This window comes from Aeromicrobium sp. Leaf291, from assembly GCF_001423365.1.
Lineage (GTDB): Bacteria > Actinomycetota > Actinomycetes > Propionibacteriales > Nocardioidaceae > Aeromicrobium.
Genome location: NZ_LMNM01000002.1, coordinates 239,460 through 252,128, shown reverse-complemented (window position 1 = coordinate 252,128; position 12,669 = coordinate 239,460). Strand labels below are relative to the sequence as shown.

11 protein-coding genes are annotated in these 12,669 nt (G+C 73.1%); 2 read left to right on the top strand and 9 right to left on the bottom strand.

Annotated elements, in window-relative coordinates:
* Nucleotides 1-2: 2 nt before the first annotated feature.
* The gene (ligA, locus tag ASF35_RS10995; RefSeq protein ID WP_055967129.1) at nucleotides 3-2,192 is read right to left on the bottom strand and encodes an NAD-dependent DNA ligase LigA; all 2,190 of its coding nucleotides are present in this window, start codon (nucleotides 2,190-2,192) and stop codon (nucleotides 3-5) included.
* An 84-nt stretch (nucleotides 2,193-2,276) separates the two neighbouring features.
* Between ligA and ASF35_RS18060 the strand changes: the two genes are divergently transcribed.
* Nucleotides 2,277-2,453, top strand: a complete 177-nt coding sequence (locus ASF35_RS18060; RefSeq protein WP_156364755.1) for a hypothetical protein — start codon at nucleotides 2,277-2,279, stop codon at nucleotides 2,451-2,453.
* A gap of 735 nt (nucleotides 2,454-3,188) precedes the next feature.
* Here the strand turns inward: ASF35_RS18060 and ASF35_RS10990 are convergent.
* The 3 genes from ASF35_RS10990 to ASF35_RS10980 are packed head-to-tail and all read right to left on the bottom strand — an operon-like array spanning nucleotide 3,189 to nucleotide 6,503.
* A complete protein-coding gene (locus tag ASF35_RS10990) occupies nucleotides 3,189-4,151 on the bottom strand; it encodes a methionine synthase (RefSeq protein WP_235497740.1) in 963 nt (320 codons plus the stop codon).
* A complete protein-coding gene (gene mnmA, locus ASF35_RS10985) occupies nucleotides 4,148-5,257 on the bottom strand; it encodes a tRNA 2-thiouridine(34) synthase MnmA (protein ID WP_055967126.1) in 1,110 nt (369 codons plus the stop codon). Before mnmA ends, ASF35_RS10990 begins: the two co-directional genes overlap by 4 nt.
* Nucleotides 5,258-5,285: 28 nt before the next feature.
* Nucleotides 5,286-6,503, bottom strand: a complete 1,218-nt coding sequence (locus ASF35_RS10980; protein WP_055967123.1) for a cysteine desulfurase family protein — start codon at nucleotides 6,501-6,503, stop codon at nucleotides 5,286-5,288.
* Between the two features lie 62 nt (nucleotides 6,504-6,565).
* Between ASF35_RS10980 and ASF35_RS10975 the strand changes: the two genes are divergently transcribed.
* A complete protein-coding gene (locus tag ASF35_RS10975) occupies nucleotides 6,566-7,036 on the top strand; it encodes a DUF3995 domain-containing protein (RefSeq protein ID WP_055967120.1) in 471 nt (156 codons plus the stop codon).
* Between the two features lie 27 nt (nucleotides 7,037-7,063).
* Here ASF35_RS10975 and ASF35_RS10970 read toward each other — a convergent pair whose 3' ends face one another.
* Genes ASF35_RS10970 through ASF35_RS10950 form a run of 5 tightly spaced genes read right to left on the bottom strand, consistent with a single transcriptional unit; the run spans nucleotide 7,064 to nucleotide 12,584 of the window.
* The gene (locus ASF35_RS10970; RefSeq protein WP_055968522.1) at nucleotides 7,064-8,179 is read right to left on the bottom strand and encodes a cysteine desulfurase family protein; all 1,116 of its coding nucleotides are present in this window, start codon (nucleotides 8,177-8,179) and stop codon (nucleotides 7,064-7,066) included.
* The gene (nadC, locus tag ASF35_RS10965) at nucleotides 8,176-9,057 is read right to left on the bottom strand and encodes a carboxylating nicotinate-nucleotide diphosphorylase (protein ID WP_055967117.1); all 882 of its coding nucleotides are present in this window, start codon (nucleotides 9,055-9,057) and stop codon (nucleotides 8,176-8,178) included. Before nadC ends, ASF35_RS10970 begins: the two co-directional genes overlap by 4 nt.
* Nucleotides 9,051-10,598 carry an L-aspartate oxidase gene (gene nadB, locus ASF35_RS10960; RefSeq protein WP_055967114.1) on the bottom strand — a complete coding sequence of 516 codons (1,548 nt, stop codon included), beginning with the start codon at nucleotides 10,596-10,598 and terminating at the stop codon, nucleotides 9,051-9,053. Before nadB ends, nadC begins: the two co-directional genes overlap by 7 nt.
* 1 nt (nucleotide 10,599) lies before the next feature.
* Nucleotides 10,600-11,904, bottom strand: a complete 1,305-nt coding sequence (gene nadA, locus ASF35_RS10955; protein WP_082495478.1) for a quinolinate synthase NadA — start codon at nucleotides 11,902-11,904, stop codon at nucleotides 10,600-10,602.
* Nucleotides 11,901-12,584, bottom strand: a complete 684-nt coding sequence (locus ASF35_RS10950) for an NUDIX domain-containing protein (RefSeq protein ID WP_055967111.1) — start codon at nucleotides 12,582-12,584, stop codon at nucleotides 11,901-11,903. Before ASF35_RS10950 ends, nadA begins: the two co-directional genes overlap by 4 nt.
* Nucleotides 12,585-12,669: the final 85 nt, after the last annotated feature.

Below are 12,669 nucleotides of genomic sequence, written 5' to 3'. Positions count from 1 at the left end.
GGTCAGGCCTCACCCTCGGTGTCCGGCGCGTCGGCCCCGTCCTCGTCGTTGGCACCGTCGTCCGCGTCGGCGTCGTCCTCGGCCGCAGGAGGCCCGTCGGCGAGCAGCTTCTTGAAGCCGTCCTCGTCGAGGATCGGGACGCCCAGCTGCTCGGCCTTCTCGGCCTTGGTGCCGGGGCTGTCGCCGACGACGACGTAGTCGGTCTTCTTGCTCACCGAACCCGACGCCTTGCCGCCGTGGGCGATGATCGCCTCCTTGACGGAGTCACGGGTGAAGTCCTGCAGCGACCCGGTGACGACGACCGTGAGTCCCTCGAGGGTGCGCACGATGCTGTCGTCGCGCTCGTCGGCCATGCGTACCCCCGCCGCAGCCCAGGCATCGACGATGCCGCAGTGCCAGTCGACGGTGAACCAGTCCACGACGGCGTCGGCGATCGTGGGACCGACGCCCTCGGCCGCGGCGAGCTCCTCGGCGCTGGCGGCGCGGATGGCCTCCATGGTGACGAACTCGGTGGCGAGGGCCCGCGCCGCGGTGGGGCCGACGTGACGGATGGACAGGGCCACGAGCACCCGCCACAGCGGCTGGGTCTTGGCCTTCTGCAGGCCGTCGAGGAACTTGCGACCGTTGGTGGAGAGCACCGTGTCGTCCGGACCCAGCACCGGGGCGTCCGGCGCGCCGGCGGCCACCGCCTCCTTCTCCGCCCTCTTCGCCGCTCGGCGGTACAGCGGCACGGTGAGCAGCTGCTGCTCCGTCAGGGCGAAGAGCCCGCCCTCGTCGACGAGCACCCCGGACTCGAGCAGCGCCACGGCGCCCTCCCAGCCGAAGACCTCGATGTCGAAGGCACCTCGGCCGCCGACGTGGGTCAGCCGCTCGCGCAGCTGCGACGGGCAGGACCGCGTGTTGGGGCAGCGGATGTCGGCGTCGCCCTCCTTGGCGGGGGCGAGCGGAGTTCCGCACGACGGGCACTCGGTGGGCATGACGAACTCGCGCTCGGTGCCGTCGCGCAGCGCGACGACGGGCCCGACGATCTCGGGGATCACGTCACCGGCCTTGCGCAGCACCACCATGTCGCCGATGAGCACGCCCTTGCGCTTGACCTCGTGCTGGTTGTGCAGGGTGGCCATCTCGACCGTGGACCCGGCCACCTTGGCCGGCTCCATGAGCCCGAAGGGCGTGACGCGTCCCGTGCGGCCCACGTTCACGAGGATGTCCTTGAGCCGGGTGTTGACCTCCTCCGGCGGGTACTTGAACGCGATCGCCCATCGCGGCGCGCGGGAGGTGGAGCCCAGGCGTCCCTGAAGCGCCACCTGGTCGACCTTGACCACCACCCCGTCGATGTCGTGCTCGACGTCGTGGCGGTGCTCGCCGTAGTGCTCGATGAACTCCTGGACCGCGTCGAGGCCGGTGACGACCCTGGCCCTGTCCGACGTCGGGAGTCCCCACGCCTTCAGCGCGTCGTAGGCCTCGGACTGCCGCTCGGGCCGGAAGCCCTCGCGGTAGCCCAGGCCGTGGCAGACCATGGACAGCGGCCGCGAGGCCGTGACCGAGGAGTCCTTCATGCGCAGGGTGCCGGCCGCGGCGTTGCGCGGGTTGGCGAACGGGTTGTTGCCGGCCTCGGCCCAGGCGGCGTTGAAGTCGTCGAAGGCCTGCGTGGGGAAGTAGACCTCGCCCCGGACCTCGACGTAGGCGGGCACCGGGAACTCGTCCGTCGCGGAGAGACGGTGCGGGATCGCCTTGATCGTGCGGACGTTCTCGGTGACGTCCTCCCCCACCCGACCGTCGCCGCGGGTGACACCGCGGGTGAGGACACCGTCCTCGTAGGTCAGGCTGATGGCGAGACCGTCGACCTTGAGCTCGCACAGGAACTCGGCCTCGCCCGCGCCGTCGCGCTCGAGTCGCCCGTACCAGGCCTCGAGCTCCTCGCGGCTGAACGCGTTGTCGAGGCTGAGCATCCGCTCGCGGTGCTCGTAGGCCTCGAACGACGAGGAGACCATGCCGCCCACCTGCTGGGTGGGCGAGTCGGGCGTGCGGAGCTCGGGCAGCTGCTCCTCCAGCGTCTCGAGCTCGCGCACGAGGGCGTCGTACTCGCCGTCGGAGATGGTCGGCGCGTCGTCGCGGTGGTAGCGCTGGCGGTGCTCGTCGACCTGCTCGGCCAGCTCCTTGTGCCGCTGCCGCAGGTCGTCGTCGCTCATGCGTCAGACGATATCGGCGCCCGCCGACACGTGCGCCGCGAGTCGCGGGATGCATCGGTGTCGACGACCTGGCACGGTGGACGCATGAGCACTCGACGTCTCGTCCCGATCGTCCTCGGCGCTCTCCTCGTGGTGGCCGGGCTCGTGGGGTTCTTCGCCCTCGACGGGCTCACGGCCGACGTGGTGTGCGGCGTGGCCGTGGTCGTCGGCATCGCGGTCGTGCGGCTCGGCAGTCGCCCGGCCCGCGACGAGATCGTGTGAGGGCCATGGTGCTGCGTCGCTGCGGCTGAACCTTCGCTGGTGCGCTTCCGCGCTTCCCCGGCTGGGTCTTCGCTCGCTGCTGCGTCGCTCCGACTGGGCCTCGAGCTGCGGCTGCGTCGCTGCGGCTGCGAGTCGGCTCGGTCTCCGAAAGGGCCTCGACCGGCGGACGGGTCCGGGGTCGGTCGGGTTCTCGGAGTGTGGCTCGAGGGACGCACGATTCTGCGTTCGCGCGTGAGGGCTCGAAGGATGCTGCGTTAGCTACGGGTTCCCGTCGTGAACGCAGCATCGTTCGGGTTGTTGTGCGCGAAGGCAGAATCCTGCGTCCAGCGGGGCTTCGGTACGCGGCGGCTGGGCAGGGATTCTCCCTTTGCGCGGACCGTTGCACGAGACGGGAGAATCCCTGCCCTTCTGAGGCCGTCTTCGTCGCCACGACTCTTCCTTCGTGAGGCACGGTCCACGCGGAGGAAGCATCGTGCGTGGATCACGCGCAGAGGGAGAGTCGTGGCTGCGCCCCGCAGGTCCGCCCGGGTCGAGACCCACCGGTGCGGTCGAGGTCCTCTCGGAGACCGAGCCGACTCGCAGCCACAGCGACGCAGCAGCAAGCGAAAGCCCAGCCGGAGCCGCGCAGCCACAGGGACGTACCCACCCAAGCCACGCAGCAGCGGGTCGCACACGACCGCAGGTGGCGCTCCCACGCGATGCACACAGGGGTGGCCGCAGCGCCCTCGACGGTGGTCAGCCCGCGAGGGCGGCGAGCTCGGCCAGCACCTGGCGGGCGTGGGCCGGGGTGGCCCCGGCCAGGCCGCAGGACGGCGTCACGACCACCCGGTCGTGCCAGGCGTCCTCGGCGAAGCCCAGACGGTCGAACCACGCCTCCAGCGTGCGACGGGACGCGGCCGGGTCGAGCGCGGCGTCGGTCGACGGGAGGATCCCGGGCCACAGGTCCGTCCCCGCCTCGAACGCCTCGGCCCATGCGTCGCCTCCAGAGGGGGTGTCGAGCGACAGGTCGAAGGAGATCGCGTCGAAGCCCGCGCCGCGGAGCAGCGTGACGGGCAGGTCCGGAGCGCACGAGTGCACGACGGGGCTCGCTCCCGCCGCCCGCACCGCGTCGACGACGACGCGCAGCAGGGCGTCGGCCTCCGGCGGGTGCACGGTGCGGTAGCGCCCGAAGCCCGAGGAGGTGGGGACCTGTGCGGACAGCACGGCAGGGAGCATCGGCTCGTCGACCTGCAGCACCAGCTCGGCGCCGGGGAACCGGCGGCGCAGCGACGCGACGTGGTCGGTGAGGCCCGACGCGAGCGCGTGGGCGAGGTCGCGCCGTGCTCCGTGGTCCGAGAGCACCTTCTCCCCCCGCTGCAGCTCCACGGTCGCAGCGAGCGTCCACGGCCCGGCGACCTGCTGCTTGACGGCACCCTGTCGGTCCTGCGCCAGCTCCTCCACGACGTCGAGGTCCTGGGCGAGCAGCGACCTGGCGCGACGGTGGTCCACGCCCGACGCGTCGAGCAGCCGCCACCCACCGGGCTGCAGGTCCGCCCCCAGCCCCTCCAGGAACGCGAGCGAGCGGCCGATCATCTGCGCGCCGACGCCTCGCGCCGGCAGCTCGGGGACGAAGGCCAGGTCGTCGAGCGTGCCGAGCACGGCCTTGACCGACTCGGCGTAGCCCTCCCCCGGCATCGAGCCGACGCCCGTGGCCCTCACCGCACGGGCCCGGAGGAGATGCTGCTGCGACTCGTCGCGGTGATCGTGGCCGACCCGACCACGCGGGTCCCGACGTAGACCACGGCGGCCTGACCGGGGGCGATGCCCTCGGCGGGGTCGACGAGGTCGACGTGGACCCGGCCGTCGTCGAGCACCTCCACGACCGCCCGGTGCTCGGCACCGTGGGCGCGCAGCTGCACCGTGCACTCCAGCGGTCCGTCGGGCGCGGCTCCGCACCACAGCGGTCGGTCCGCCTCGAGGGTGTCGACGAGCAGGTGCTCGCGCGGACCGACGGTGACCGTGCCGGAGACGGGCTCGATGTCGAGCACGAAGCGCGGCTTGCCGTCGTCGGCCGGGACGCCGAGACGCAGGCCGCGCCGCTGTCCGATCGTGTAGGCGTAGGCACCGTCGTGCTCGCGCAGCACCGCACCTGCCTCGTCGACGACCACGCCCGGTCGCGGTCCCAGCTTCTCGGCCAGCCAACCGGCGTTGTCACCGTCCGCGACGAAGCAGATGTCGTGGCTGTCGGGCTTGGTGGCGACCTGCAGGCCGCGACGTGCCGCCTCGTCGCGGACGTCGGTCTTGACCGAGCCGCCGAGGGGGAAGTGCGAGTGACGCAGCTGGTCCTGCGTGAGCACGCCCAGCACGTAGCTCTGGTCCTTGCCGGCGTCCTCCGAGCGGTGCATCTCGACCGTGCCGTCGGTCGCGGTGCTCAGCTGCGCGTAGTGCCCCGTCACGACGCCGTCGAAGCCGAGCGCGAGGGCGCGGTCGAGCACGGCCGCGAACTTGATCTTCTCGTTGCAGCGCAGGCACGGGTTGGGGGTCCGACCCGCGGCGTACTCGGAGACGAAGTCGTCGACCACCTCGACGGCGAACTCGGCGCTCATGTCCCACACGTAGAACGGGATGCCCAGCGCGTCGGCGGCACGTCGGGCGTCGCCGGCGTCCTCGATGGAGCAGCACCCACGGGCACCGGACCGGTACGACCGGGGGTTGCGGCTCAGGGCCAGGTGCACCCCGGTCACGTCGTGGCCGGCGTCGACGGCACGCGCGGCCGCCACGGCCGAGTCGACACCCCCGGACATGGCCGCGACGAGGCGGGCCATCAGCGGGCCTCCGTCGTCGGTCCGGACATCAACGGCTCCGCACGAGGGAGGCGCGGACGGCACGCTCGTGCACCTGGGGCAGCACCGCGAGCAGCCGGTCGACGTCGGCCTCGGTGCTGGTGTGGCCGAGGCTCAGCCGCAGCGAACCGCGAGCCGCGGCGTCGTCGTAGCCCATCGCGAGCAGCACGTGGCTGGGCTGGGGAACCCCGGCCTGGCAGGCGGACCCGGTGGACACCTCCACCCCCTGCGCGTCGAGCAGCATGAGCATCGCGTCGCCCTCGCACCCCGGGAACGTCACGTGCGCGATGTTGGGCAGACGGTGGTCTGGCCCGGGCTCCGGGTCCCCGTTGACGATCGCGTCGGGAACGATTCGCCCGATGCCGTCGACGAGCCGCCGCCTCAGTCCCTCGATGCGTGCCGAGACCTCCGCCTGGCGCTGCACCGTCAGCTCCAGCGCCCGGGCGAAGGAGGCGATGAGCGCCACGCCGACGGTGCCCGAGCGGAGGTCACGTTCCTGGCCGCCGCCGTGGACCAGCGGCACCGGCGTCACCTCGCGTCGCACGACCAGGGCCCCGACGCCGACCGGACCCCCGAGCTTGTGGGCCGTGACGGTCATGGCGTCCAGGTGCGAGCCGGCGAAGTCGAGCGGGAGGTAGCCCGCTGCCTGGACGGCGTCGCTGTGGACCGGGATGCCGTGCTCGCGAGCCAGGGCCACGACGTCGGCCACGGGCTGGATCGTGCCCATCTCGTTGTTGGCCCACATGGTCGTCACGACGGCCACCGACGCCGGGTCGGACTCGATCTGACCGCGCAGGGCGTCGACGACGACCCGGCCCTGGCGGTCCACGGGGGTCGTGTCGATGCGGGCGCCCTCGTGCGCCGCCAACCAGGTCACGGGGTCGAGCAGGGCGTGGTGCTCGATGGAGCTGAACAGGACGCGGTCCCGCGCCGAGGACTCGTCGTGCCGCGCCCAGTACAGACCCTTGATCGCGAGGTTGTTGGCCTCCGTCCCACCGGACGTGAACACCACCTCGCTGGGCCGTGCGCCGAGACACTCGGCGATCACCTCGCGCGACTCCTCGACCACGCGCCGGGCCGCCCGACCCGACGTGTGCAGGCTCGACGCGTTGCCCGTGCGGGCGAGCTGGTCGGCGAGCACCGCGGCGGCCTCGGGATGCATCGGCGTCGTGGCCGCGTGGTCGAGGTACACGGCGTCGAGGCTCGAGGAGGGATCGGACGAGGTCATGGCTCTCCCAGCGTAGTCACTGGCCCCGAGGCCGGCAGGTACGCTCCCGTCGGGGGTGGTCCATGAGCACCGTGCAGACGTCGGCGCCACGTGGGTGGCTGGTGGTGGCCACCGTGCTGGGGGCGGCTCACGCCGGGATCAGCCTGCTCTGGCTGCTCGGCTCGACCTGGCTGCTCGACACGGTCGGCGAGCCGTTCGTGTCGTGGGGCACCGACCGGGGCGCCGGCGTGCTCGCGGCGCTGGCTGCGGTCGTGGTCGCCAAGCTCGTCGTCGTGGCGCTGGTCGCCGTCGCGGTGCTGCACGGCCGGTTCCGCCGCCCGGCCGCCCTCGCCACCGGGGCGCTGCTGGTCTACGGGGCACTCATGACCGTCGGCAACGCGGCCGTGGCCCTCGACCTGATCAGCCCCTCCGACAGCGCCGACCTCAGGGCGATCCGCTGGCACGCTGCGCTCTGGGACCCGTGGTTCGCCCTCTGGGGCGCAGCCGGACTTCTCGCGCTCCGGGCGACACGTCGCTCCCGCACCACGACCTGACGCCCGAACCGAGGGTCCGGCCCCGGCTCACCCGACGACGTCGACCAGGGCGTCGGCGGTCTCGGCGAGCTGGTGGTCGGTCACCGCCACCCCGAAGGTGAAGCGCAGCGCCGTCTGCGCCACCTCGCGCTCCAGACCCATGGCCGTCAGCACGTGGCTGGGCTCGTCGCTGCCCGCGTGGCAGGCCGAGCCGCTGGAGCACACGATGCCGCGCCGCTCGAGGTCCAGCAGGACCGACTCCCCCGACCGGCCGGGCAGCACGAAGGACGCGTGGCCGGGCAGCCGCGACGTGGGGTGGCCGGTGAGACGCGCACCGGGGACGCCGGCCAGCACGGCCGCGACGAAGCGGTCACGGCGCGCCGCGACCTCCTCGGCCGTCGACGGGCCGCCACGAGCCAGGCGCAGGGCAGCAGCCAGACCCACCGCGCCGGGCACGTCCTCGGTACCTGACCGTCGCCCGTCCTGCTGACCTCCGCCGTGCACGAGCGGCTCGAACCGCGTGCCCCGCCGGACCCACAGCACGCCCGCGCCCTTCGGACCGCCCAGCTTGTGGGCCGACAGGCTGAGCGCCTGCACGTTCAGCCGAGTGACGTCGACGTCGAGCCAGGCAGCCGACTGCACGGCGTCGGTGTGGAACGGGACACCACGCTCTGCGGCGACGGCGGCCAGGTCCGCGACCGGCTGGACCGTGCCGACCTCGTTGTTCGCGTGCTGCACGCTGACCAGGGTCGTGTCGTCGCGCAGGGCGGCCGCAAGCACGCCGGGGTCGACCGCGCCGTGCTCGTCGACGTCGAGGAGCGTGACGTCGTACCCGATGCGTCCTAGCCAGAGCGCCGACTCCAGCACGGCCGGGTGCTCGACCGCGCTGACCACGACGTGCCTCCCCCGCGGCTGCGCCAGGCAGATCCCCTTCACGGCGGTGTTCGCGGACTCGGTCCCACCCGACGTGAACGTGACCTCGCCCGGCCGCGCCCCCAGCGACACGGCGACGTCGGCGCGAGCCTGCTCGAGCCCGGCACGAGCCGCCTCCCCGAGCTCGTGGTGGCTCGACGGGTTGCCGAACGCAGGCCCGAGGTACGGGCCCATCGCGGCGAGGACGTCGCGGCGCAACGGTGTCGTGGCCGCCTCGTCGAGATAGATCATGGTGCTGTTCCAGCCGCCCACGGCCCGGCACCCCCGCCGGGCGCGACGTCGAGGTCCAGCCCCAGGTCGAGCGCGCGGACGGAGTGCGTCAGCGCCCCGACGCTGATCACGTCGACCCCCGTCCGTGCGACCTCGCCGATCGTCTCGAGCGTGATGCCACCGCTGGCCTCCACGATCGCGCGGCCGGCGACGAGAGCGACTCCCTCGCGCAGCTCGTCGAGGGTGAAGTTGTCGAGCATGATCGTGTCGACCCCACCCGCCAGGACGGCCTCCACCTGGTCGAGCCGGTCCACCTCGACCTCCACGTGCATGGTGTGCGGGAGGGTCGCGCGCGCCGCCCGGACGGCCGCCGTGACGTCCGGGACGAGCGCGAGGTGGTTGTCCTTGGCCATCACCGCGTCCGAGAGCGAGAAGCGGTGGTTGTGGCCGCCCCCGCAGCGCACCGCGTGCCGCTCCAGCGCGCGCAGGCCAGGCGTGGTCTTGCGCGTGTCGACGACGCGCACGTCGGTGCCGGAGACAGCCTCGACGTAGAGCGAGGTGAGCGTGGCGATCCCGCTCATCCGCTGCACCAGGTTGAGCGCGACCCGCTCCCCCTGCAGGACCGCCCGCGCCGGGCCCTGCACGCGCGCCAGCACGTCGCCGGCGGCGAACCGTTCACCGTCGGCCACCAGCAGCTCGACGACGACCCGGGGGTCCACGGTCGTGAACGTCTGCCGGAGCACGTCGGTACCGGCCAGGACGCCCGGCTCCCGCGCCACGACGGACCCACGCGCCACGGCCTCGGCCGGGACGAAGACCTGGGACGTGACGTCGCCGAAGGGCGCGTCCTCCGCGAGCGCCATGTCGACGACGCGCTGCACCTGCTCCCGGCTCAGCACGGCACCGACTCCCGCGCCCCGGCGATCAGCAGGCGCGCCGCCGGGAGGACGACGGCACTGTGCCGGGCCTGCGTCGGGTCGGTGCCGGGGGCGTCGGTGCGGTGGTGGCCGCCCCGCGACTCGCGTCGTGCCAGCGCCGACGCCACGACGGCCGCGCCCACGACGTGCAGGTTCGCGTCCTCGACCGCCTTCACGTCGGCACCCGGTGGGACGGCGCCGGCGCCGATCAGCGCCGAGGCCCGCTCGAGGCCCGCCGCGTCCCGGCTGAGGCCGGCGGTCTCCCACAGCAGCTGCTGCAGGTCGGCGCGCTCGAGCGGCTCGGTCGTGGCCGCCGACGGCACCTCGACCGGTGCAGCCCACTCGGCGTCGAACGTCTCCTGGGGCGCCGCGCCGAGGACGGCCTCGACCACACGCCGACCGAAGACCGCACCCTCGAGCAGGGAGTTCGAGGCGAGCCGGTTCGCACCGTGCACACCGGTGCAGGCCACCTCGCCGACGGCGTACAGACCCGGCAGCGACGTACGCCCCCACAGGTCGGTCCGGACCCCACCCATGAAGTAGTGCGCCGCGGGCGACACGGGGACGGGCTCGGCCCCCCAGTCCAGCCCGTGGGACCGGACCATGGCGTCGATGGTCGGGAACCTGCGGGCCAGGAAGGCGGTCCCGAGCGCCGTCGCGTCGAGCAGGACGGGCAGGCCACCCTGGCGCGCCATGTGCGCGGCGATCCCTCGAGCCACCACGTCGCGCGGGGCGAGCTCGGCGTCGGGATGCACGTCGGTCATGAACCGGTGGCCGTCCACGGAGCGCAGCACCGCGCCCTCGCCCCGCACCGCCTCGGACACGAGCGGGCTGCCCGGCACGGCGAGCGCCGTGGGGTGGAACTGGTAGAACTCCAGGTCCGACGCGACCGCGCCGGCCCGCAGCGCCATCGCCAGACCGTCACCCGTCGCGACCGCCGGGTTGGTGGTGAAGGGGTAGAGCTGCCCCGCGCCCCCCGTGGCGAGCACCACGGCGTCGGCGGGCAGGACCGTGCCGTCGAGGAGACGCAGACCGCAGACCCGTCCCTGCGTCAGCTGCAGGTCGACGGCCAACGTGTGCTCGCGCACCTCGATGCCGGCGGCGCGGACCCGCGCCACGAGCGCCTCGGAGATGGCCGCGCCGGTGGCGTCGCCCCCTGCGTGGAGGATGCGCGCGTGCGAGTGCGCAGCCTCCAGGCCGCGCGCGAGGTCGCCCGCGTCGACGTCGAACAGCACGCCCCGGCGCATCAGACCCGCGACGGCCTCGGGACCGTCGGCGCACAGCACCTGCACGGCGTCGTCGTCGGAGAGTCCCGCACCTGCCGCGAGGGTGTCGGCCACGTGCGAGGCGACCGAGTCGCCCGCGTCGGTCACGACCGCAACGCCGCCCTGGGCCCACGCCGTGTTGCTGGTCCCGAGGGCGGCCTTGGTGACGAGGGTGACCTCGACCCCGTCGCGGGCGTCGGCCTCCAGCGCAGCGGTCAGCCCCGCCACGCCACTGCCGACCACGACCACGCGGGTCATGTCAGGCGTCCTTCGGGAGTGCGGCGAGCATGCGCTCGAGGGCGACCTTGGCGTGCGTCGCGACCTCGTCGTCGACGACGATCTCGTTGCGCACCTCGCCCTCGAGCAGGCCGTCGAGGACCCACGCCAGGTAGCCGGGGTGGATCCGGTACATCGTCGAGCAGGGGCAGACCACGGGGTCGAGGCAGAAGATCGTGCGGTCGGGGTGCTCGGCGGCGAGCCGGTTGACCAGGTTGACCTCGGTGCCGATCGCGATCACGTCGCCCGGCTCGCTCGCGGCGACGAACTTCCGGATGAAGTCGGTGGAGCCGGCCGCGTCGGCGGCGTCGACGACGGGCATCGGGCACTCGGGGTGCACCACGACCTTGACCCCGGGGTGCTCCGCGCGCGCCTTCTCGATCTGCGCGACGGTGAACCGCTTGTGCACGGAGCAGAATCCGTGCCAGAGCAGCACCTTCGCGTCCTGGAGCACCTCGGCGGTGTTGCCGCCGAGCGCCTTGCGCGGGTTCCACATCGGCATCTGCTCGAGCGGGACGCCCATCGCCTTGGCGGTGTTGCGGCCGAGGTGCTGGTCGGGGAAGAACAGCACCCGGTGCGCCCGCTCGAACGCCCACTCCAGCACGGTCGACGCGTTGGACGACGTGCACACGATGCCGCCGTGGCCTCCGCAGAACGCCTTGAGGGCGGCGGAGGAGTTCATGTAGGTGACGGGGAGGACGGGCAGCTTGCCGTCGGCGTCGGGGCCCATGCCCGTGACCGGGTCGGCGTAGAGGGCCTCGAGCTCCTCCCACGCCCCTTCGACGGAGTCCTCGTCGGCCATGTCGGCCATGGAGCAGCCGGCGGCGAGGTTGGGCAGGATCACGCGCTGGCCGGGACCAGCCAGGATGTCGGCGGTCTCGGCCATGAAGTGCACGCCGCAGAACACGATCGTCTCCGCGTCCGGACGGGTGAGGGCGGCGTTGGCCAGCTGGAAGGAGTCACCGACGAAGTCGGCGTGCTGCACCACCTCGTCGCGCTGGTAGAAGTGCCCCAGGACGACCAGCCGGTCCCCCAGCGCCTCCTTGGCGGCGCGGATGCGCTCGTGCAGCTCCGGCTCGGCCATCCGCTGGTAGGCCGCGGGCAGCTGACCCGGACGTACGACCGGCTCGGGGATCGTGTCGCCCTCGGAGGCCCCGGGGCCGTAGCCCGGGACGAGGTCGAAGACCCAGGGGCCCTCGGCCAGCTCGGTGTCGCACGAGTCGGCCGGGCGGGCCGAGATCGCGTCGTGGACGGAACCACCGGGAGCGGGGACGAATGAGGTGGTCATCGGTTCTCCTCGAGGTGTCCGGCGCGTCGGTAGAGCGCCGGAGGTCGGTGGCTCGTACCCGTCAGGTGCGAGCCGGTGGGGACGACGGTGCCGCTCGCCAGGACCTGGCGGCGAAAGTTGGCGGGGTCGAGCGGCCGGCCGAGCACGGCCTCGTGCACGGCACGGAGGTCCGCCAGCGTGAACTCGGGCGTGAGGAACGCGAAGGCGATCGGCGAGTAGGTGATCTTGGCCCGCAGCCGGTCGAGCGCGTAGCCGAGGATCGCGTCGTGGTCGAAGGCAAGTCCCTCGACCTCGTCGGCCACGACCCACTCGACGTTCTCGCCGTCGGTGGCGCGCGCGTCCTCGTCGGGGCGCACGAGCGCCCAGTAGACGATCGAGACGACCCGGTCGGCCGGGGACCGGTCGACCGCGCCGAAGGAGTACAGCTGCTCGAGGTACCCGGGCGTGAGTCCGGTGGTCCGCTCCAGGGTGTGCCGCGCCGACGCGGCGAGGTCCTCGTCGGGCTCGAGCGGGCCGCCCGGGAGCGCCCACAGGCCTTCGTACGGCTCGCGGATCCGCCGCACCAGCGGCAGCCAGAGCGTGGTGCTGCCGGTGGTCGGGTGCGGACGCAGCGCGAAGATCACCGTCGAGACGGCCAGGCTCACCTGGTCGCTCGCGAGCAGGTCCGGTGTCGTCGTCATGGTCCGCCTCCCTTCAGGTACTTCTGACCCTAAGCCCCTCTTATGGTCAGGTCAACCCGAAGTCGGTGTGGTGTGCGTCCCTGGG

Bases quoted from the DNA above. Each gene is read 5' to 3' on its own strand.
- ligA (WP_055967129.1), bottom strand. From the start codon at position 2,192: ATGAGCGACGACGACCTGCGGCAGCGGCACAAGGAGCTGGCCGAGCAG.
- ASF35_RS18060 (WP_156364755.1), top strand. From the start codon at position 2,277: ATGAGCACTCGACGTCTCGTCCCGATCGTCCTCGGCGCTCTCCTCGTG.
- mnmA (WP_055967126.1), bottom strand. From the start codon at position 5,257: ATGGCCCGCCTCGTCGCGGCCATGTCCGGGGGTGTCGACTCGGCCGTG.
- ASF35_RS10980 (WP_055967123.1), bottom strand. From the start codon at position 6,503: ATGACCTCGTCCGATCCCTCCTCGAGCCTCGACGCCGTGTACCTCGAC.
- ASF35_RS10975 (WP_055967120.1), top strand. From the start codon at position 6,566: ATGAGCACCGTGCAGACGTCGGCGCCACGTGGGTGGCTGGTGGTGGCC.
- ASF35_RS10970 (WP_055968522.1), bottom strand. From the start codon at position 8,179: ATGATCTATCTCGACGAGGCGGCCACGACACCGTTGCGCCGCGACGTC.
- nadB (WP_055967114.1), bottom strand. From the start codon at position 10,598: ATGACCCGCGTGGTCGTGGTCGGCAGTGGCGTGGCGGGGCTGACCGCT.
- nadA (WP_082495478.1), bottom strand. From the start codon at position 11,904: ATGACCACCTCATTCGTCCCCGCTCCCGGTGGTTCCGTCCACGACGCG.
- ASF35_RS10950 (WP_055967111.1), bottom strand. From the start codon at position 12,584: ATGACGACGACACCGGACCTGCTCGCGAGCGACCAGGTGAGCCTGGCC.